The 20,918-nt window shown below is 64.0% G+C and carries 21 protein-coding genes and 1 riboswitch; of the genes, 13 read left to right on the top strand and 8 right to left on the bottom strand.

The window, feature by feature from the left end; all coding sequences use genetic code 11:
- Window positions 1-1,070: 1,070 nt before the first annotated feature.
- Window positions 1,071-1,466: a hypothetical protein gene (locus Q7V31_RS10980; protein WP_304734222.1), complete on the bottom strand. Its 396-nt coding sequence runs from the start codon at window positions 1,464-1,466 to the stop codon at window positions 1,071-1,073.
- A gap of 1 nt (window position 1,467) precedes the next feature.
- On the opposite strand from Q7V31_RS10980, the gene Q7V31_RS10975 reads away from it, so the two are divergent.
- The 11 genes from Q7V31_RS10975 (at window position 1,468) to Q7V31_RS10925 (ending at window position 11,634) form a co-directional block, all read left to right on the top strand.
- The gene (locus Q7V31_RS10975; protein ID WP_370690655.1) at window positions 1,468-2,526 is read left to right on the top strand and encodes an RluA family pseudouridine synthase; all 1,059 of its coding nucleotides are present in this window, start codon (window positions 1,468-1,470) and stop codon (window positions 2,524-2,526) included.
- 209 nt (window positions 2,527-2,735) lie between these two features.
- On the top strand, window positions 2,736-3,698 hold the full coding sequence (locus tag Q7V31_RS10970) for a DNA cytosine methyltransferase (protein ID WP_304734217.1): 963 nt from the start codon (window positions 2,736-2,738) through the stop codon (window positions 3,696-3,698).
- A gap of 151 nt (window positions 3,699-3,849) precedes the next feature.
- Window positions 3,850-4,644 carry a NaeI family type II restriction endonuclease gene (locus tag Q7V31_RS10965; RefSeq protein ID WP_304734214.1) on the top strand — a complete coding sequence of 265 codons (795 nt, stop codon included), beginning with the start codon at window positions 3,850-3,852 and terminating at the stop codon, window positions 4,642-4,644.
- Window positions 4,645-4,646: 2 nt separating this feature from the next.
- Window positions 4,647-5,081, top strand: a complete 435-nt coding sequence (locus tag Q7V31_RS10960) for a very short patch repair endonuclease (RefSeq protein ID WP_304734213.1) — start codon at window positions 4,647-4,649, stop codon at window positions 5,079-5,081.
- Window positions 5,081-5,413, top strand: a complete 333-nt coding sequence (locus Q7V31_RS10955; protein ID WP_304734212.1) for a DNA-binding protein — start codon at window positions 5,081-5,083, stop codon at window positions 5,411-5,413. Before Q7V31_RS10960 ends, Q7V31_RS10955 begins: the two co-directional genes overlap by 1 nt.
- Before the next feature lie 127 nt (window positions 5,414-5,540).
- On the top strand, window positions 5,541-5,960 hold the full coding sequence (locus tag Q7V31_RS10950; RefSeq protein ID WP_304734210.1) for a helix-turn-helix domain-containing protein: 420 nt from the start codon (window positions 5,541-5,543) through the stop codon (window positions 5,958-5,960).
- Window positions 5,961-5,970: 10 nt separating this feature from the next.
- Entirely contained in the window at window positions 5,971-6,348 is a 378-nt protein-coding gene (locus Q7V31_RS10945) for a hypothetical protein (RefSeq protein ID WP_304734209.1), read from the top strand.
- Window positions 6,349-6,657: 309 nt separating this feature from the next.
- Window positions 6,658-7,560: an RNA polymerase sigma factor RpoH gene (gene rpoH / locus Q7V31_RS10940; protein ID WP_370690654.1), complete on the top strand. Its 903-nt coding sequence runs from the start codon at window positions 6,658-6,660 to the stop codon at window positions 7,558-7,560.
- A gap of 102 nt (window positions 7,561-7,662) precedes the next feature.
- Entirely contained in the window at window positions 7,663-7,899 is a 237-nt protein-coding gene (locus tag Q7V31_RS10935; RefSeq protein WP_304734205.1) for a hypothetical protein, read from the top strand.
- A gap of 280 nt (window positions 7,900-8,179) precedes the next feature.
- Complete coding sequence (locus Q7V31_RS10930) at window positions 8,180-9,349, top strand: AI-2E family transporter (RefSeq protein ID WP_304734203.1); 1,170 nt, start codon at window positions 8,180-8,182, stop codon at window positions 9,347-9,349.
- 50 nt (window positions 9,350-9,399) lie between these two features.
- On the top strand, window positions 9,400-11,634 hold the full coding sequence (locus tag Q7V31_RS10925; RefSeq protein WP_304734202.1) for a spermidine synthase: 2,235 nt from the start codon (window positions 9,400-9,402) through the stop codon (window positions 11,632-11,634).
- 15 nt (window positions 11,635-11,649) lie between these two features.
- Here Q7V31_RS10925 and msrA read toward each other — a convergent pair whose 3' ends face one another.
- From msrA to Q7V31_RS10890, 7 genes are all read right to left on the bottom strand, one after another.
- Complete coding sequence (msrA, locus tag Q7V31_RS10920; protein ID WP_304734200.1) at window positions 11,650-12,297, bottom strand: peptide-methionine (S)-S-oxide reductase MsrA; 648 nt, start codon at window positions 12,295-12,297, stop codon at window positions 11,650-11,652.
- Between the two features lie 84 nt (window positions 12,298-12,381).
- Entirely contained in the window at window positions 12,382-13,929 is a 1,548-nt protein-coding gene (locus tag Q7V31_RS10915) for a phospholipase D family protein (protein ID WP_304734199.1), read from the bottom strand.
- Between the two features lie 129 nt (window positions 13,930-14,058).
- On the bottom strand, window positions 14,059-15,801 hold the full coding sequence (locus tag Q7V31_RS10910) for an inverse autotransporter beta domain-containing protein (RefSeq protein ID WP_304734197.1): 1,743 nt from the start codon (window positions 15,799-15,801) through the stop codon (window positions 14,059-14,061).
- Window positions 15,802-15,925: 124 nt separating this feature from the next.
- A complete protein-coding gene (locus Q7V31_RS10905) occupies window positions 15,926-16,459 on the bottom strand; it encodes a mismatch-specific DNA-glycosylase (protein ID WP_304734196.1) in 534 nt (177 codons plus the stop codon).
- Window positions 16,460-16,474: 15 nt separating this feature from the next.
- Window positions 16,475-18,346, bottom strand: a complete 1,872-nt coding sequence (gene thiC / locus Q7V31_RS10900; RefSeq protein ID WP_304734195.1) for a phosphomethylpyrimidine synthase ThiC — start codon at window positions 18,344-18,346, stop codon at window positions 16,475-16,477.
- A 14-nt stretch (window positions 18,347-18,360) separates the two neighbouring features.
- Complete coding sequence (locus tag Q7V31_RS10895) at window positions 18,361-18,747, bottom strand: hypothetical protein (RefSeq protein ID WP_304734193.1); 387 nt, start codon at window positions 18,745-18,747, stop codon at window positions 18,361-18,363.
- A gap of 27 nt (window positions 18,748-18,774) precedes the next feature.
- On the bottom strand, window positions 18,775-19,149 hold the full coding sequence (locus tag Q7V31_RS10890; protein ID WP_304734191.1) for a hypothetical protein: 375 nt from the start codon (window positions 19,147-19,149) through the stop codon (window positions 18,775-18,777).
- Between the two features lie 52 nt (window positions 19,150-19,201).
- A riboswitch (TPP riboswitch) is annotated at window positions 19,202-19,327 on the bottom strand.
- Window positions 19,328-19,389: 62 nt separating this feature from the next.
- Between Q7V31_RS10890 and Q7V31_RS10885 the strand changes: the two genes are divergently transcribed.
- Entirely contained in the window at window positions 19,390-20,454 is a 1,065-nt protein-coding gene (locus tag Q7V31_RS10885) for a nitronate monooxygenase family protein (RefSeq protein ID WP_304734189.1), read from the top strand.
- Between the two features lie 19 nt (window positions 20,455-20,473).
- Window positions 20,474-20,890, top strand: a complete 417-nt coding sequence (locus Q7V31_RS10880) for an MAPEG family protein (protein WP_304734187.1) — start codon at window positions 20,474-20,476, stop codon at window positions 20,888-20,890.
- Window positions 20,891-20,918: the final 28 nt, after the last annotated feature.

The raw sequence follows: 20,918 nt of genomic DNA, 5'->3' as shown, positions 1-20,918 counted from the left end.
CCTCCCCGACCGTCGTCTTCAGATTACCGCCAGCGCCATCCTCCCTCCTCCCCCGGCGCTGGCGGTCCCTCCCCTCCCCCGAAAATCCGAATGATTTCAGACGCTTGACCGCAGAATGCCGGCGCTTGCGCGGCACAATCTGGCGGCTGACTGTCATCGTTCTGTCACAAATCTCCCCCCGCGCCGGAAAACCGAGCGCGGCCAAAGGCTTGCGGCCGATTCCGCGGCGCGCGCACACAGCGGCGCAGCCGCAGACCCCCCCTCTGTCACGGAACTGTCATAAAACTGTCACAAATGCCGATGCGGGGCCGGCCGAGGGCGCGCGAAAAAAAGTAATCCCCGGTTTCGGAGGCACTTATCCCCGGGGGGGGCGGATGCGGGGTGCGGCGGACGGCGAAAAAGATATCCCCGGTTTTGACGACCATGCCGCTTTGGCCGCCGCGACCGCGATGCGCGCGGGCGGCGAAAAAACTTATCCCCGGGGTTCGGGGTGGCCGCGAAGAAGAGGAAGAGAAGGGACTCACGCAGAGGCGCAGAGACGCAGAGGGGTCGAAGGCGCGGACCGGATGTCGCGACACCGCAAGCGCCGGCTGTGCGGCGCCGCCGAGAAATTTGCACGCGGAGACGCGGAGGCGCGGAGAAGAAGAATTTCACGCGAAGGCGCGAAGACGCGAAGAAGAAAGAAGGGACTCACGCAGAGGCGCAGAGACGCAGAGGTGCTGTGCCCTTGAGTCCGGCTGTGCCGGTATCGTTTCAATGATTGCGCCTGCGGCGCGAAGAATCTTCCGGCGCGAAGCGCCATCAAACCTTCTTCGCGTCTTCGCGCCTTCGCGTGCAAAATTTCTCAGCCGTGTCGCACAGCCGGCGCTTGCGGTGTCGCGACATCCGGTCCGCGCCTTCGGCACCTCTGCGTCTCTGCGCCTCTGCGTGAGTCCCTTCTTCCTTCTTCTCTTTCCGCGCCTCCGCGTCTCCGCGTGCAAAATCTTTCAGCCGCGCCGCGCGCTCGGCGCTTCCGGCTTGCTCCCGCCTTCACTCGCAATGACGGTTGTTTCTTCTCGCCGTCGCCTCGCCTACTCCCGCGAGGCGAAGCCGGATTGGGGAACGAGGTGGATGCGGCCGAGCTCCTGGCCGCTGCGGGCATGGAGGATCAGAATGCTTTCGGCGCGCTCCGACGCCAGGTGAACGGCCAGCCGGTCGCCATCGAGCGGCACGATTTCGCGGACGCGCTCGCCCGGCGCGACGGCGACCTCCGAGACGCCGAAGCGCCCGCCCGAAGGCGCGGCCACGCGCTCCTCGCCGCCGAGCGTCGAGGCCCGATTGGCGATGGTGACCACGACGACAAGGAAGCCCAGCACCATCAGCGCCCCGAGGCCGGCGACCACGAATTTCAGCCGCCGGATGTTTTCAGGCGTGTTGAGGCCGGTGGGCGGCGGCAAATCGCGTCCCGATGTTGTATCCTCGCCCATGATGAAAAACGCTCCTGACCTCGAAGACATGCATGTGGTGACCGTGGCGGCCGAAGCGGCCGGCGCGCGGCTCGACAAGTATCTTACCGACACATTGCAGGACAAGGAAGGAAGCGCCGCGCCTTCGCGCGCGCGCCTGCGGCAATTGATCGAGGAAGGCCATGTGACGCTGGAAGGCCCCGGCGCCGGCGCCAGGCCGGTGGCCGAGCCGGCGCGACGGGTGAAGGAAGGCGAGCGCTGGCGCGTGGTGCTGCCGCCGCCCGTGGCAGCAAAGCCGGAGGGACAGGCGATCCCGCTCGAGATCGTCTATGAGGACGACGCGCTGATCGTGGTGATGAAGCCGGCGGGGCTTGTGGTGCATCCGGGGCCCGGCAATGCCGACATGACGCTGGTGAACGCGCTGGTCGCGCATTGCGGGGAAACGCTTTCCGGCATCGGCGGCGAGCGGCGGCCCGGCATTGTCCACCGGCTCGACAAGGAGACGAGCGGGCTGATGGTGGTGGCGAAAACCGACCGCGCGCATAAGGGCCTCTCGCTGCAATTCGCCGCGCATGGCCGCGACGGCAAGCTCGCGCGCGCCTATACCGCGCTCACCTGGGGCGTGCCGGCGCCGAAGCGCGGCACGGTGGACGCCAACATCGCGCGCGCCGCGCATAACCGCGTCAAGATGGCGACGGTGACGCCGCGCGATGCCGAGCAGAAAAACGACAAGCGCGGCGGCCGCATCGCCATCACGCATTACGCGGTGAAGGCGGCATATGCCGGCGGGCTGGTGGCGCAAGTCGAATGCCGCCTCGAAACCGGCCGCACCCACCAGATCCGCGTCCACATGACCGCGATCGGCCACCCGTTGCTGGGCGACCCGACCTATGGCACGGGGATGAAAAGCCGCAAGTCGAAACTCTCCGTGGACGCACAAATCGCGCTGGAGCGTCTCGGGCGCCAGGCGCTGCACGCGCATCACCTGGGCTTCGAGCATCCGGTGACGGGGGAGAAGATGAGCTTTGATGCGGAACTGCCGGCGGATATGCGGGCGTTGGTCGAGGCGTTGGAGGGGTGAGGGACGGTTTAATCCGTTCACAGAGTTCTGCTTTGGCAAGATATGGAAGGAGCAGTAACCTTGGCGCCCCTCACAAAATTTTTCTCTCCCGCCCCATAAATCGATGTTGCATTCTCGGCAAAGAAAGAACAAAATAAGAACAAATTTCGCCGGTGACTCTGTTCTTCATCACCTCTAGATTTAGCGGACACGAGGGGAAAACATCCAACATGTTGACATCGATCGAGCTATGCGCAGGCGCGGGCGGCCAAGCCCTCGGTCTTGAAATGGCGGGATTCGAGCACGAAGCATTGGTCGAGATTGATCCTCATTGCTGCGCAACCCTCCGGCACAACCGGCCTGAATGGAACGTGCAGGAAGAGGATTTGAAGCTCTTCAAGGAACGGGCGTCTGACTACAAAGGTGTCGATCTGGTCGCTGGCGGGCTTCCCTGCCCGCCCTTCTCGGTAGCAGGCAAGCAGCTCGGCGCACGCGACGAACGCAATCTGTTTCCGGATGCGCTCGATATCATTGATGCCGCACGCCCCAGAGCCGTCATGATTGAGAATGTTCGCGGATTCTTGGATCCGGTATTCAAGGAATATCGTGAAGAACTGAGAATCCAACTCAAGAAACTCGGTTACGTCACGGACTGGAAGCTGTTGAACGCGTCGGATTTCGGCGTCCCTCAGTTGCGGCCCCGCGTTGCCATCGTTGCGATTGAAGCAAACCGTTTCGAGGCGTTTGAATGGCCCGGGATCATGCCACACAGGGCCAAAACCGTCGGCGAAACACTGGTTGACCTGATGGCGGCGGGCGGGTGGCGGGGCGCAAAGACATGGGCGGCACGTGCCAGCGAGATTGCGCCGACCGTCGTTGGCGGCTCGAAGAAACACGGAGGGCCGGACCTTGGCCCCACCCGTGCCAAGAAGGCATGGGCCGCGTTGGGCGTGAACGGCATGACGATTGCCGATACGGCGCCAGAGCGGGATTTTGTCGGCATGCCGCGTCTCACCGTTCCGATGGTGGCCCGGTTGCAGGGCTTTCCGGATGACTGGCATTTCGTTGGCCGGAAAACGGCTGCCTACAGGCAGGTTGGAAACGCTTTTCCGCCGCCCGTCGCTCAAGCGGTTGCCGGAAACATACTGGCTGCATTGCAAAGCAATAGCCGCGCCCGGCGCCGCACTGCTTAAGCAAGCCCGTCAGGAACCGCTGGGATTCCTCTTTTGCGCCATATAGCTTTGGCGCATGAAGAATGTCCCTCCGAGCTTGGTCCAGCGAGGCCACCCCGACCATACAAAGCTGAGCGCCGTTGCAGAGGAGATTTTGCAACGGGCAGGAGGCTTGGATGCACTGAAAATCGAAATTCCGAAGATGCTACGGGGCTGCATCGACGACGTCATTCAGACGCCCAAGACAGGCCGGAGATCATACGAAGAGCTCGAAAAGACCGAAAAGACTTATATCGGCACTCGTGTGGAGATCATGCTCCGCGCGCTTCTGAGTCTACCGAGAGGGCGCCTAGATACGGTGGTCGCCGGATACGACGCCGACATCAAGCATACGATGGGTCCCAACTGGATGATCCCATCGGAAGCGGTAAATCACATATGCATCCTGGTCGCTGCCGACGAAGTGCAGGCTAAGTGCTATTTGGGGCTGGTCGTAGCCAAGCCTGAATACCTGACCGCCGGCGGCAATAGAGACGCAAAGAAGAGTCTTTCGAAGGTGGGATTTTCGCACATTCTGTGGCTCCTCTGCGGAGAACCCTATCCCAAGAATTTCTGGCGGACGTTGTCACCGAAGACAGCGACCGAAATCTTTTCCGGCGCAAGCGGCAATGATCGTGTTGTCGCGCTCTTTCGCGCAGTTCAAGAGACGGCAATTTCACGCGATGTAGTCGATGCCGTGGCACGGCAGAAGGACTTCACACGGCGAATCCGGGCCGATAGCGGCCGGGGTGCTCGCGACCGCCTCGCAGATGAAGGCATTCTACTTCTTTGCGGAACGATGAAACCGCAAAGAGATCTGATTGCCCGCTTAGGGCTACGCCTGAACAGTAGAGGCGACTACATCTCATACCGGGTTACCAGCAAAGAAGAGAAGGCGGCTGCAAGGAAGGCTGGCTTCAAGGTCTGATTATGGCGGACAAGATCAGCCCCGAACGCCGCAGCGAAAACATGCGGCGGATTAGAAGCAAGGATATGAAGCCGGAAATGGCCGTCCGGCGCCTCGTTCACGGGATGGGCTACCGCTACCGGCTTCACCGGAAAGACCTGCCGGGAAAGCCCGATCTTGTTTTTCCCTCACGGAAGAAGGTGATCTTTGTACACGGATGTTTCTGGCACCAGCATGATGATCCAAAGTGCTCTGATGGACGGCCGCCAAAGTCGAACACGTCGTACTGGCATGAAAAGTTCAAGCGAAATGTGGAACGAGACGCTGAGCACAAGAAGTTGCTTCGGGCTGAAGGCTGGAAATGCCTCATAGTGTGGGAGTGTGAAACAAAGAATCTCGACAAGCTTCGTAAAACCGTCAAACACTTCCTTGGCGCCATTCTTCGTCGAGATCAATGATGAGACCAAATTTGACCTGCGATGCCAGCGAAACGATCGTTGCGCGGCTGCGCCGCGAGCCCGCTTTCGCGCGCGGGGCTCTCGCGGAAGCGGTGACGGTGTTTCTCGGCGGCGAGCCGGAAGTGGCGCGGCTGATGCTGCGCGACATCGTCAACGGCACATTGGGCTTCGAGAAACTTTCCGACCTCACCGGCATCCCGCCGAAAAGCCTGCACCGCATGCTGTCCGCCCGGGGCAACCCGGGCATGGACAATCTCGCCGCGATCTTCGAGGCGATGACGGGGCATTTGCGGGTGGATGTGGAAGCGCGGGCGAAGAAGAAGGCGGCGTGAGGGGCAGCCGCGTGCAGGCGCTGGCGGATTTGGATTCGGCCGTCTGGATTGCTTCACTTCGCTCGCAATGACGCCGATGGGTTGATAGAAAGTCGTGGATGGCCCGCATAAAGCGGGCCATGACGAAATGGGGAGAGATGCCCTGACAAAACGAAACGCCGAACGGCGCAAAGCCGAGAAAGTGCTGCGGATCGGGATTGCCTCGCGTGCCGAAATGCGGGCGCGAACGCTGGCCATTGCGCGGGGCACGCTGAAGCCCGCGCCGTCCGATCCGAAGGTCTGGTTCAGCTCGCTTGAATCGCTGGCGCAGGTGCTCTCGAGCAAGAATCAGCTTCTGCTGGAAACGATCCGCAAGGCGCGGCCGGGCTCGTTGAAGGAACTGGCCGAACTGTCGGGCCGCGCCGAGGGCAATCTCTCGCGGACGCTGCGGACGATGGCCCGCTACGGGCTGGTGCGCCTCGACAAGGCCGACGGTCGGCGGATCGTGCCCGAAGTGCCGTGGGACCGGGTGGCGCTCGATATGGCGCTGGAGCGGAACGCGGCGTGAGGAGAACAGAATGGCTTTGACGCATCTCATCGATTCATATTGCGCGGCCTGGTCCGATGCGGATGCGGGGCGGCGGCGGGCGTTGCTGCTGCCGGTCTGGAGCGACGGCGCAACCTACACGGACCCGACCGTCCATGCCGTTGGCGCGGAAGAACTGCTCGCGCATATCGCCGGCGTTCAGGACAAGATTCCCGGCGCGCGTATTTTGCGGACAAGCGACGTGGATGTTCATCACGGGATCGCACGCTTCGCGTGGAAATTCACGATGCCGGATGGATCGTCGCTGCCCGAGGGTCTGGACATCGCCTTCCTCGATGCCGGCGAGAGCCGCATTACGCGCATCATCGGGTTTTTCGGTCCGTTGACAGGGTCGCAATCCGCACCATGACCGGACCCGGCCGTGGGCCCGGCGTGCGGCCCGGGCGCCCCTTTCCGGCCTGAAACCCCCCTTTTATTCGCCGCCGCCGCCCCCATATGACTTTTCCGCGGGCGTTTTGTCGCGGGCTGGCCGGGGGGTCTTCACATCAACTTGTCCCCGGGTACCTGAGCGATTTGCTATGATATTGGCTTGGCAGAGCCGAGAGACACGAGACGAAGGGGTTCGATGATGGCCGAGGACAAGGCGACCAAGGCGGAAGGCAAGCTGCCCGCCAAAACGGCGGCCAAGCCGGCCGCCGGCAAGGTGCCGGGCAAGGCCGTGGCGCGGCTGGCGCCGGCGCCCAACCCCGAGGGCTCGCTGTCGCGCTACCTGCAGGAAATCCGCAAATTCCCGATGCTGGAGCCGCAGGAGGAATACATGCTGGCCAAGCGCTGGCGCGAGCACGAAGACGCCGAGGCCGCGCATCAGCTGGTGACTTCGCATTTGCGCCTCGTCGCCAAGATCGCCATGGGCTATCGCGGCTATGGGCTGCCCATCGGCGAGGTGATTTCGGAAGGCAATGTCGGGCTGATGCAGGCGGTGAAGCGCTTCGAGCCCGAGCGCGGCTTTCGGCTGGCGACCTATGCGATGTGGTGGATCCGCGCTTCGATCCAGGAATATATCCTGCGGAGCTGGTCGCTGGTGAAAATGGGCACGACGGCGGCGCAGAAGAAGCTTTTCTTCAACCTGCGGAAAGTGAAGGGCCAGATCCAGGCGATCGAGGAGGGCGACCTCCATCCCGACCAGGTGAAGACGATCTCCGAGCGCCTCGGCGTCACCGAAGACGAAGTGATCTCGATGAACCGGCGCATGTCGGGCCCGGACAATTCGCTGAACGCGCCCTTGCGGCAGGACTCGGAGACCGGCGAGTGGCAGGACTGGCTGGTCGACGACACGGCCGACCAGGAAACCGTGCTTGGCGAGGAACAGGAACTCGACCAGCGCCGCGAAATGCTGGCCGCCGCGATGGAAACGCTGAACGAGCGCGAGATGCATATTCTGACCGAGCGGCGGCTGAAGGACGAGCCGGCGACGCTGGAAGACCTTTCGCAGGAGTACGGGATTTCCCGCGAGCGCGTCCGCCAGATCGAGGTGCGCGCCTTCGAGAAGCTGCAAAAGGCGATGAAGGCCGCCATGCGCGCCGAAGCCGACGACCGCCGCGAGGCGCTGGCGGATTTTTGATCCGCGGGCGGGCCTTTCGCTCTTTCTCCGGGCGATGTCCGTGGCACATGGCAAAGTGAAGATTTTGCACGCGGAGACGCGGAGCCGCAGAGAAGAAAGAGATTGGTTCACGCGAAGACGCGAAGACGCGAAGAAGAAAGCGATTGCGCCTTCGGCGCGAAAAAATCAAATCGTCATTGCGAGCCCACGGGTATCGCCTTTGGCGATCCCGAGGACAAGCTCCGCGAAGCAATCCAGAAAGCCACAAACTCTGTGTTTGACGCTTTCTGGATTGCTTCGTCGCTGACGCTCCTCGCAATGGCGTCCTTGTTTATGGGATTCCATACCGCTGACGCGTAGCAGCTTCTTAGGCGCGCAGCGCCAGATTCTTCCCTTCTCTGCGGCTCCGCGCCTCCGCGTGAACCCTTCTTCTTCCCTTCACCCCGCGCCATCCACCGTGAGCGGAGAACCCCTCCCCAAACGGACTTCGTCCGTTTGACCCTCCCCCTCTGCTTGTTCGCCTTGGCGGACAAGCCGCCAAGGATGGGGGAGGGTGGAAGAGAAAGCCGCGCCGCCGTTAATCGCGCCGTGCGCCGCGAATTGCGCTATGGTCGCCCCGGGGCGGATTGAGGACCGAGGGATGACGGAACAGGATCCGCAACGCGGCCGGGAGGCCGGGACCGCCCTGCCGGGCGGCGCGGCGGCGCGGGCGCTGACCATGCAGCCCGAAACCTCGCTGGCGGTGCTGGCGGTGCTGGCCCTTCTCTACACGGCATATCTGGCGCAGAACCTGGTCGCGCCGGTCGTCGCGGCCGTGATCGCCAGCTTCATCTTCATGCCGCTGTTGCGGGCCGCGCCTTTCCGCTTCCTGCCCGAAGCCGTCTCGGCCGCGCTCGTCGTGCTGGCGCTGACCGGCACCTTTGCCGGCGCCGTCTACATGCTGGCCGAACCCGCCGTCGAATGGGCGACGCGCATTCCGGCCGCGATCGAGGAGGCAAAGCAGCGCGCGCCCGAACTGTCGAAGCCGGTGGAGGCGATGCGCGAGGTCTCGCGCCAGGTCGAGGAGTTGACCAAGGATGTCGACGCGCCACAGGAAGTCGTCATGCGCCAGCCCGGCCCGATGGCGCAGATCATCGACGTGGCGAGCCAGAAGGGCACCTCCTTCGTCATCTTCATCGTGCTGCTCTATTTCCTGCTGGCGACCGGCGAGATGCTGCGCGACCGCATCATCCGCTCGGCCCGGCGCCTGACCGACAAGGAAAGGGCGCGCCGCCTCCTGCTCAGCATCGAACGCGAAATCTCGACCTATCTGCTGTCGATCACGCTGATCAATGCCGGCCTCGGCCTCGCCGTCGGCCTGGCGCTATGGGCGCTGGGGATGCCGAACGCGCTGCTCTGGGGCGTGGCGGCGATGCTGCTCAACTATATTCCCTATGCCGGGCCGCTGGCCGGCATCGCCCTGATGGGTTTTGCCGCTTTCATCACCTTTGACAGCCTGTTGCAGGCGCTGGCGGTGCCGCTGATCTATTTTCTCTGCAACCTTGTCGAGTCGCAATTCGTGACGCCCTCGGTGCTGGGACGGCGGCACACGCTCAACGCGGCGGTGGTTTTCATCTCGATCGTGTTCTGGGGCTGGATGTGGGGCGTGATCGGCGCGGTGCTGGCGGTGCCGATCCTGGTCATTCTCAATACCGGCTTCGCGCAGGTGGAAGGCTTGCGGAAGTTCAGCCATTTCATCGATGGCCGCCCGCAGCCCTCGCCGCTGCCGCTGCCGGACACCGACGAAATCACGGCGGCCGGCGGGCTTTAAGGCCAAATTAACAACGTTTTGTTCAGTTTTGGGCCGCAGAATCGGCGGCCATGAACATCGCCGCCGCCTTTCTGCCGCGCCTTGCCGCGCCCGCCGCCACGACCGCGCTTTATGCCGCGACGCTGGCGGGCTCGGCCGTGCTGATTTTCTGGGTCCAGCCCTTTTTCGCCCGCGCCCTGCTGCCCCATGCCGGCGGCGCCGCGGCGGTCTGGCTGGTGGCGCTGGTGTTTTTCCAGGGCGCGCTGCTGGCGGGCTATCTCTACGCGCATCTGCTGCGCCTCTATGTGCCGCTGAAGGGCCAGATGGCGCTGCATCTGCTGCTCATCGGCATCGGCGCCGCGTGGTTTCTGCCGCCGGGGATCGGGCCCGATTTCGCCCTCGATATCGCCGCCGCGCCGGCGCGCGCGCTGATCGTCACGCTGATCCTTCATCTCGGCCTTCCCTTCGCCGTGCTCGCGGCAACGGCGCCGCTGCTGCAGCACTGGTTTGCCAGCCGCGACCATCCGCAGGCGGACAATCCCTACTGGCTTTATGCGGCAAGCAATGCCGGCTCGCTGGGCGCCCTTCTCGCCTATCCCTTTCTGATCGAGCCGGCGCTGACGCTGGGCGCGCAAGGCCGGCTCTGGAGCGCACTCTATTTCGCCGTCGCGGCCGCAACCGTGCTGGCCGGGCTGGCCGCGCTGGCCGCGCCGCGCGGCGCGGCGCCGGAGGTCGTGGCGGTGGCCGAAAACCGCCGCGGGACCTCAGCCGAACGCGCCGGCTGGCTTGTCCATGCGGCGCTGCCGACCGCGCTGCTGGCCGCCGTGACGACGCATCTGACCACCGACATCGCCGCCTTCCCGCTGCTCTGGGTGCTGCCGCTGGCGCTTTATCTCGCCACCTATATCGCCGCCTTTGCCGGCTGGCCGGCGCGGCTCGCCCATGCGCGGTGGGCGGCCGGCCCGGCGCTGGCGCTGCTCGTCGTCTCGACGTGGTTTGCGAAAACCGGCCTCGGCTGGCTGCTGGCCGCCCATCTGCTGGCCTTCACGGCGCTGGCACTGTGCTGCCATGCGGTGCTTTATGCGCGCCGCCCGGCGCCGGCGCGCCTCACCGAATTCTACCTGTTCCTGGCGCTTGGCGGCGTCTGCGGCACCGCGGGTGCGGTTTTCCTGCCGCCGCTGATCTTTTCATGGCCGCTCGAATATCCGCTGCTGATCGCCGCCGCCTGCCTGTTGCTGCCGGACCGCATGACGGCGGTGCTGACCAGCCGCAAGGGGGCGCTGCGGCTGGCCGGTGCGCTGGGCGCCACTGCCCCCGGCATTCTCGCCATCGCCGCGCTGCCCGATCCGGGAGGGCTCGAGGCGAGCGGAAGGACGCTGCTCTTTGCCGCCATTGCCGCGATTGCCGGCCTCTGCTTCCTGCTGCTGTCGCGCTTTCCGCCGCTACTGGCGGCCGTGCTGCTGGCCGCCTGGTTCGCCGGCCCCGATCGCGGCGCCGATACCGGCACGACGGTGTGGAGCGGGCGCAGCTTTTTCGGCAGCTACACGGTGACGGCCGACCGCACCCATGGCGGCTTCCATTTTCTGAGCGGCACCACGGCGCATGGCTTCGAGCGCCAGGACCGGACGCGCGAAAGACCCGAACCCGCCACCTATTACCACGCGCGCGGACCGCTGGGTCAGGCGATGCTGGGGCTCGGCCCCCGCTTCGGGACGATCGGCGTTGTCGGCCTCGGCATCGGCAGCATGGCCTGCCATGCGCGGCCCGGACAGGACTGGACCTTCTATGAAATCGACCCGCTGGTGGCCGAACTCGCCCGCGACCGGCGCTTCTTCCACGCGCTCGAGGCCTGCACGCCCGAGGCGCGCATCGTCATTGGCGACGGAAGGCTGAAAACCGCCGCCGAACCGGCGGGGCATTTCGACCTGCTGGTGATGGACGCCTTTTCGTCGGACGCCGTGCCGGTGCATCTGCTGACGCGCGAGGCCTTCGCGATCTACGGACGAGCGTTGAAAGAAGACGGCGTCATTCTGGTCCATGTCTCGAACCGCTATCTCGACCTCGCGCCGGTGGCGGCGCGGGCGGCGGCGGAAGCAGGCTTCGCGGGCCTCGAACAGGATTTCGACCCCGGCCCGGCACGCGCGGGCGAGGTCATGGCCGATGCCTCACGCTGGCTGGCGCTGGCGCGCAACGCCGACACGCTTGACGCCCTCGCCGCCACGGGGCCATGGACGCAAGTGCGCGGGCGGGACAAGGCGCCGCTCTGGACCGACGACCATGCCAGCCTTTTCGGGGCGCTTTACTAGCAGTGGAAGACGCGCTTACGCCGTAATCCCGACCGGACAGGAAATCCCGAGGCCGCCCAGGCCGCAATAGCCATTGGGGTTTTTCGCCAGATATTGCTGGTGGTAGTCCTCGGCGAAATAGAATGCCGATGCGTCGAGGATTTCGGTAGTGATGCCGGGGAAGCCGCGCTTTTGAAGCTCGGCCGCGTAAGCCGCGCGCGAGGCCTCGGCGGATTTGCGCTGCACTTCGCTCGTCACATAGATGCCGGAGCGATATTGCGTGCCGACATCATTGCCCTGACGCATGCCTTGCGTCGGGTTGTGGCTTTCCCAGAACAGCTTCAGCAGCGCCTCGTAGGAAATTTTCGTCGGGTCGAAGACGACCAGCACCACCTCGTTGTGGCCGGTGCGGCCCGAACAGACTTCCTCATAGGTCGGATTGGGCGTGAGACCCGCCGCATAGCCCGCCGCCGTCACGAGGACGCCCGGCGTCTGCCAGAATTTGCGTTCGGCCCCCCAGAAGCAGCCAAGACCGAAATACGCGGTCTCGCTGCCCGCCGGATAGGGGCCTTTCAGCGCCGCGCCATTGACGAAATGGCGGCTGGCGGTCGGGATTTCGAAGTCGCGGCCGGGAAGTGCCTCGCCGGGCGCGGGCATTTCGGTCCTCTTGCGCAGATTGAACATCGGCAAACCTCCCTTCAGGGGGCGGAGATGGGGCAGGCTTATGATGTAGGTCAGCTTAAGGCTGCCGGCCAGCCCTGTCAGCCCTCAGAGCAAATGATCGATCGGCAGGAAATAGCCGATCCAGGTCAGGATCTGCGCCATGATGCCGGCATTGGGCTCGCTGTCGTGGCGAAGCGGCGGGGTTTGATCGTCATCGTACCAGACGAGGCGGCGCGGCGGTTCGAGCGCAACGCGCCAGCTGTTGACCGGCGCCATGTCCCAGGCGATCGCCTCGAGCACCCGCGCGGCCAGCAGCGGGCTGTCGATCAGGATGCCGATTTCCGAATTGTAGAGAATGGAGCGGTGGTCGAGATTGAACGAGCCGAGAAAGACATAGCGCCGGTCGAAGACCAGGGTCTTGGGATGCAATGTGGTCTTTTCGGGCACGATGCCGAGCTGGGCCATGCCGCGGGCGTTCTGCGGCACGTTCTTCAACTCGTAAAGCGCGACATCGTGGCGGAGGAAGCGCCGCCGGTCGCGTGCGTAGCCGTAATGGACGATCGAGGAATCCGTCGAGGCGAGCGAATTGGTCTGCAGCACCATGCGGACGCCGCGCGCCCTGGCTTCGGCCAGCGCCGCCTCGCGCGGCTCGGTCAGCATCACATAGGACATCTGGACGACAACCTCTTCCTGCGCCGCGCCGAGCTGTGCCAGCAGCACCGTCTCGATTTCTGCCACCGGCAACTGCGCCGGTTCGGCAAAGACCGGGCCCGGCGATGTCAGGGCCAGCATCGCCGGCGCCCAGACGAAGCGGCCGCGCAGATCGTTGAATTTTTCGGCAAGCGCCGCCCCGTCGATGCGGCGCGGCAGCGGAAATTCATCAAGCGTCAGGTCCGGCGCCTCGGCCCAGACCGTGCCCGCATTGACGGAGGAGGCATCGTCGCGGGCAAAATCGCGGGCCGGCACCGCATGCGGATCGTTCCAGAAGGCGTCGAAGCTCGCCGAGATATCCCGCGTCAGCGGACCGGCGACGACGACATCGCGGTCGAGAAAATAATGGTCCGCGTCGAGACCGAAATAGGCATCGTTGACATTGCGCCCGCCGACAATGGCAAGCGTGTTGTCGACCGCGACGATCTTGTTGTGCATGCGCTGGTTGAGGCGCGAGAAGTCGAACACGAGTTCGGTGTAGCGCCGCAGATTGGAGCGGAAAGAGCTGCGAAAGGCATTGTAGATGCGCACTTCGACATTGGGATGGCGCGCGATCCGCTTCAGCGGCGCGGCCGCCTCGTCGATGTGAAAGCCGTCGACCAGCGCCCGCACGCGCACGCCCCGATCGGCCGCACGCAGCAGCGCCTCGCTGATCGCCCGCCCGCTGCCATCGAAATGCCAGATGTAATACTGGATGTCGACGGTGCGCGTCGCCGCCTCGATGGCGGTCAGCCGCAGGTGATAGGCGTCAAGCCCGGTTTCGAGAAAGAAGAAGCCGGAACGCCCCGCGGCCGCTTCCTCCGGCACCACAAGCGTCTGCCAGAGCGGCGTTGTCTCAGGCGCGGGGAGCGCCGTCACCGGCGTGTCGAGCGCCCGCATCGGCGCTGCCGCGCAGCCGCCGAGACCGAGTGAGATCGCGATCAGAAAGCCGGCAAACCTCATTCATTTCCCTGCGGTCCGGTGACGTCCTGCCGACTATGGCAAGCCTAGACCGGCAGCAGGGCCCTGTCAGCCCTGGTCGGACGGCGCGCCCGCTGAATTCGGCGAGCGCGCCGGCGTAAGGCTTTCCCGCTACGGGAAGATCGATACGCAATCCGGCAGAGACACGCCGGCCGGCAGGACAGACCCGAAGCTGGCACAAATTGCAGGTGGCGGACCTTCATTGACGCCCAACATAATCTGGATCATGCCGGGATCGAGGTCGATCGTTGGAGCGAGGTCAAGCCCATTCAACGTTACGCCATCGACATCCGGGGTTTCCACAAACTCCAAAGGCGTCGTAAGGGAAGTTACCGTCGCATACCTGGAGAAATGGCTTCCGGAGAGATTAACGTTGTCGACGGCCAGCCCATCGAACACAACATTCTTTGCCACGAAATCCGTGATAACGGAAACAATCAAAGCGCCGCCGTAGGAGATATCGACATCCTCGAAGCGGAAATTCGTTATCCGCACACCATCTGGACCCAACAGGAAAAGACCATAAATCTGGCCGGCATTCGCACCCGGATCGAAATTACTGCCCGTGATCGTAACATCCGTAATGGCGATATTCTGAACGGGTGCGGGATCTGACGGAAACAGGCCACCGTCCAATTCCGTATAGATGGAACCGCTGTCGATCGTGACGTTCTCGAGAACGGTGTCGGTCCGCATACCGACAACGACCCGATCGAGGGTCGGCCGCGTGCCTGACGGTGTCCATGTGATAACCGAACCTGTCGTCGGATCGACAAGATTGATCGTGCCGCCGCCAGCGCCGAGAAGCGTCTGGCCGGTTTGCAGGATGGCATCTGCGGAACTGCCGATGAAGCCGGCCGAGCCGTCGGCCACTACGACCGAATCGGCACCGGCCGCGACAAGCTCTGCTGCGAGATCGTCGCCCGCGCGAACCACGATACCGGACGCGACAGAACGACCTGTTGCCTGATTGACGGCGACGACTGGCGCACCCAATCCGCCGCCGGTAACAACATCAATGTCACGGAACACCGGGTCCGTCATCCTATTGGCAAACTGGCGCCCCGAGGACCGGTCCGACCACCCTCCCAACGGGATACGAAGGCGAACGCTGAAAAAACCTTGGGAGCCGCGAACATTGTCGTCTTGAACTTCCGCACCGAACCACAGTTCGGTCGACGCCGGAAGGAAGGCTCCCATATCGAGGACACGCGCTTCCGCGCGCGCGCGCGGTCCCGAGACGTTTCCATAGCCGTTTTTCTCGAAGTGGAAGCCACCCGCAAAGGCCCGCAACTCCAGATTATCAAGGCCGAGCGGAAGTTTGACGCCCACCTCTCCGTCGAAGCCCGACAAGGCCGCCTCGAGATTGGACCTCACCAAGAGCTGAGATCCGGAGATCGACGCAACGCCACCGCTCGTCGCCTTCTCCGCACTGTCCGCGATATAGGCGTTCGCGCGCATATCCCAATGTTCCGACAAATATTCGGCACCGACGACAAACTGGTTGAAATAATTGTCGGTCGGAGATCGCCGCCTGTCGAAGAAAGCATAGGCGCCAACGAGGCTATCCGAAGTCAGCAGATGGCGCACGCCACCGCCAATGTTTGCTTCCCTGCTATCCTGATCGTCGAGACGCGTAATGAGATTGCCGAAGATGAGCGTGTCGCTGGATTGCCAAAGCGGCGCGAAGATACTCACCTCGCCAAGCGACCGATCGGTTCCGAGCTTGCCTTCGGCGTCCACCCAGCCGCGCCATCTTGAGGATTCTGTCTCGTCAGCTATAGCGACATCCGCCGTCGCGACACACGCCCCCAAAATCGCAGCAACCCACGCCGCGCAACGCACCCGCTCCATCTTATTAGCTCCCCCCGATTACAATCCCCATTTTACCTTTGACAACGACAGCGCAGATGTCAACCGATAACCTCGGAACGACAATCCTTGCCGTCATTGCCCGCCGGGACCCGCGCTCAAGGCCCTATCCCGCCCGCCCCAGAAACGCCGCCAGTTCCTGCCATGGCTCCACCGACCAGTAACGCGTGGCGGCGCCCGACGGCGAAGTCAGGACGAAGATTTCCGAGCGCTTGTGGGGGCGCGGTTGCCGGCCGAGCGCGAGGCGCCCGGTGGGCTGACCCAGAAAAACGCTCGCTGCCTTCTTGCTGGTGAAGGCGATGGCGCGGGGGCGGCAGCGGTCCATCGCCGCTTCGAACCGCGGCACATCGAACTGCTCGGGGTCGATTTCGTGATCCATGCCGGAAGCGAGCTTGGCCATGTCGGTGAAACCGATGCCGAGTTTCACAAGGTCGGAAAACTCGTGCGGCGCAAATAGGCGCGGCGTCAGCCCGACATCGAAGAGCGTGCGCCAGAAGCGGTTGCCGGGATGGGCGTAATAGGCGCCGACCGCGGCCGAGCGACGCCCGGCCGCGGTGCCGACAAAGACAAGGTCGAGGCCGGGCATCAGAACGTCGGGCAGCTTTTCCCGGCTGATGGTTTTTCGCCAGCGATTGGGCATGGGCGAACCAGCCCCCTACTCCGCCGCCTTGCCCGACAGCGACTTGTTGGCGGCCTTGTTCGCAACGTCGGCTTCCTCGAGATAAATCTCGCTTCCCGAATTGCGGAACTCTGACGCCTTTTCCGCCATGCCGCTTTCGGCATAGTCGCGCACTTCCTGCGTGATTTTCATCGAGCAGAATTTCGGCCCGCACATCGAACAGAAATGAGCGACCTTGTGCGCTTCCTTGGGCAGCGTGCGGTCGTGGAACTCCTTGGCGCGTTCGGGATCGAGCGCGAGGTTGAACTGGTCCTCCCAGCGGAATTCGAAACGCGCGCGGGAAAGCGCGTCGTCGCGCAACTGCGCCGCCGGATGGCCCTTGGCGAGATCGGCGGCATGCGCCGCGATCTTGTAGGTGATGACGCCGTCCTTGACGTCCACCCTGTCCGGCAGGCCGAGATGTTCCTTCGGCGTCACGTAGCAAAGCATCGCGCAGCCGAACCAGCCGATCATGGCGGCGCCGATGCCGGACGTGATGTGGTCGTAGCCCGGCGCGATGTCGGTGGTGAGCGGCCCGAGCGTATAGAAAGGCGCACCGCCGCAATGCTTCAATTGCTTGTCCATATTGACCTTGATCTTGTGCATCGGCACATGACCCGGCCCTTCGATCATCACCTGGCAGCCTTTGGCCCAGGCAATCTGCGTCAGTTCGCCCAGCGTTTCGAGTTCGGCGAATTGCGCCTCGTCATTGGCATCCGCAATCGAACCCGGGCGCAAGCCGTCGCCCAGCGAGAACGACACATCGTATTGTCGCATGATGTCGCAGATCTCGGCGAAGTGCTCGTAGAGGAAACTCTCCTTGTGATGCGCAAGGCACCATTTCGCCATGATCGAACCGCCACGGCTGACGATGCCGGTGACGCGCTTCGCGGTGAGCGGCACATAAGCCAGCCGCACGCCCGCATGGATGGTGAAATAATCGACGCCCTGCTCGGCCTGCTCGATCAGCGTGTCGCGGTAAACCTCCCATGTCAGGTCTTCGGCAACGCCGTCGACTTTTTCCAAGGCCTGATAGATCGGCACGGTGCCGATGGGGACCGGCGAATTGCGGACGATCCATTCGCGTGTGTTGTGGATGTTGCGACCCGTGGAGAGGTCCATCACATTGTCGGCGCCCCAGCGGATCGCCCAGACCATCTTGTCGACTTCTTCGGCCACCGACGAAGTGATGGCCGAGTTGCCGATATTGGCGTTGATCTTGACCAGGAAATTGCGGCCGATGATCATCGGCTCGAGTTCCGGATGATTGATGTTGGCCGGAATGATGGCGCGGCCGGCGGCAACTTCAGCGCGCACGAATTCCGGTGTGATGAATTCCGGGATATTTGCACCGAAGCTCTCGCCTTCGGCGAGCTTGTGGGCGGCATTGGCGAGTGCCTGCTTGCGGCCGATATTCTCGCGTTCCGCGATATAGGCCATTTCGGCGGTGACGATGCCGGCTTTCGCGAACTCGTATTGCGTCACCGGTTGGCCGGGAAGGCCGCGGCGCGGACGGTTGGCGACCGGGAAGGCGCGGGCGAGATGCTTTTCGCCAACATTGCCATTGTCTTCGGGCTTCACCTCGCGGCCGTCATAAAGCGCCGTGCCGCCGCGCGCCTCGATCCAGCTTTCGCGATGGCGCGGAAGGCCTTTTTCGACGTCGATCTGCGCCGTGGGGTCGGTGTAGGGCCCCGAGGTGTCGTAGACGCGGACCGGCGGTTCCTTGGCGGAAGGGTGCAGCGCGATTTCGCGAAGGGGGACTTTCAGATCGGGAAAGCCGTCCGGCGCGGTGAAGATTTTGGTGCTGGCGGGAAGCGGGCCGGTGGTGACGTCGGGGCGCGCATCCTTGCGGGGGGCTTGAATGTTCATTGGGATACCGTTGTTCAGGCGACGTAGCCGAAAAAGGAAAGAATGGAGCCGAGGACGATCGTGACGGCACCACCCACGGTGAGCGAGGCCGGGTTGGCGAGCATGTGCGTGCCGAGCCGCGTCACCTCCTGTGGAAAGAGCAGCCGGAAAATGCCGCCGAGAAGCGCAATCCAGCCGAACAGCGTGACGATGACCGGCCAGCCCGCCACCCAGACATTGTGCGTCAGCACGATGGCGAGACCGGGCACGAAAGCGAGAAGGCCGGCGATATAGATGAGCGCGCGGCTGGCGATGAACTCCTGCGCCATGGTCCGGTAGGCGTCACGGTTGACGATCATGCCGATGCCCATCACGAGCAATGTGGGGCCGAGAAGCTGGGCGAGAAACACCGAGGTCCGCATGGGGTTGCTCCTTTCGTGTTGCAACGTTCAGGCAACACGTTGCTTAAGCGCGACGCTGGCGACGAGACCGGCGAGCGACAGCGCGAAGATGACGCCGATAATGGCGGTCAGGAAATCGAAGGGAATGTTGGTCGTGGCCGCCGCTTCCGCCGTCGGCTCGATCAGCTTGCCGAAAAAGCTCGGATAGAGCATGCCGGCGGTGGCGCCCCAGGCGCCGGCAAAGGCGGCGCGGCGCGCGATCGTATCCTTCGCCATCAGAAGCGCGGTAACGACCAGCGGTATGCCGATGAAGAAATCGTCGAGAACGAAGACCAGCGGGCGGCCCATGCCCCAGCTTCGGAAAAGCTCGCCGCCCATCAGCAACAGCCCGAGGAACGCCGCCAGAAAGCGCCAATAAATCATCTTCTCCCTCCCTCAAACTGAAGGGCCATGAGAAAAAGGGCGGAAACGCGAATGGCGACAAGGCTCCCGTCCCTTCGCCGGCATGACCCGGATCAGGTTCTAAGGGTCCGGCTGTGTGCGCCATCTCAGCCCAACCCCCATTTTACGCAAACCGGGTTGGACACCCCTCGGAATGGATCGAGTGTGACTCCGCGGGCGTTTAAGGTAAAGGGTAAGCGGGGCCGAAATCGGAGAAAGACCATGAGAAGCGCCGACCGCCTGACACACCTTCTCGAAATCGACCTGCCGATCCTCCAGGCGCCGATGGCCGGCGCCTCGACGGCGGAACTGGCAGCCGCCGTGTCGAATGCAGGCGGGCTCGGCGCGCTCGGCACCGCGATGATGACGCCCGCGCAGGTGCGCGAGGCGGCGGCGGCGCTGAGATCGCTGACCAACAAGCCGTTCAACCTGAATTTCTTCGTCCATGCGGAGCCCGACCTCGTCGACTATGACGGCGCGGCCATGCGCGGCGCGCTGGCCCCCTACTTCGCCGAACTGGAACTCGGCGAGGTGCCGGAACCGGCCTCGCCGGCGCCCGCCTTCAACGACGAGCTGCTGGAACTGGTGCTGGAACTGCGGCCCCGCGTCGCGAGCTTCCATTTCGGCCTGCCCTCGGCCGACGCCGTGGCAGCGCTGAAGAAAGCGGGCATCGTCATCCTCGGCAGCGCAACGACGGCGGCCGAAGCCCGTGCCCTCGAGACAGGCGGTGCCGACGCCATCGTCGCGCAGGGACACGAGGCCGGCGGTCATCGCGGCACGTTCCTCGATCATGTCGATCTCGGCACGGTCGGCACCATGGCGCTGGTGCCACAGGTTGTGGACGCCGTGGGGTTACCGGTGATCGCGGCGGGCGGCATTGGCGATGCACGCGGCGTGGCCGCCGCCTTCATGCTGGGCGCCGCCGGCGTGCAGCTCGGCACGGCCTATCTGGCCTGCCCCGAGGCAAGCGTTCACCCCATTCACCGCAAGGCGCTGGCCGAGGCCTCCGATCACTCAACCGTCGTGACCAAGCTCTTTTCTGGCCGCCCGGCACGCGCCATCCGCAACCGGCTGACGGAGGAACTCCGGCCGCTCGAAGGAAGCGCCGCGCCCTTTCCGGCGCAACGGCCGCTGGTGGCGCCGTTGACAAGCGCCAGCGCCAGGACAAATCGTGCCGAATTCATGCAACTCTGGTCGGGACAGGCGGCGGCCCTTTCCAAACCCGAACCTGCCGCCGAGAAGACGGCCCGCCTGATGCGCGAGGCGCGGACGCTTATGCGCGAATGACGCAGAGGAGTTGATACCCATGACCGTCGAAATCGCCATGCTTTTCTGGGCCGCCGTGCTGGGCCTGGTGCAGGTCGGGCTGCAAAGCCTCACCTTCAAGAAACAGGTGGGCAACGCCTATACGGTGGGCGCCCGCGATGAGCCGCTGCCACCGACCGGGCTTGCGGGCCGCATGGAACGGGCCCTGCGCAATTTCCTCGAAACCTTCCCGATATTCGCGGCGGTGATTCTCGCCGTCTACGCGACCGAACGCTCGAATCAGTGGAGCGAGATCGGCGCACAGATCTATTTCTGGGCGCGGTTGGCCTATGTGCCGGCCTATGCCGCCGGCCTGCCCTGGGTCCGGACCCTTATCTGGCAGATCGCCACCATCGGCATTGTGCTCTGCATGGTGCCGCTGTTCGACCGGGCGCTGCTCACGGTACTGATGGAGTAGCCTCCAAAACGGGCGTCTCGCCCCGACT

It is taken from the genome of Parvibaculum sp., from assembly GCF_030651915.1.
Taxonomy (GTDB): domain Bacteria; phylum Pseudomonadota; class Alphaproteobacteria; order Parvibaculales; family Parvibaculaceae; genus Parvibaculum.
This window is presented reverse-complemented; position numbering and strand designations above follow the sequence as displayed.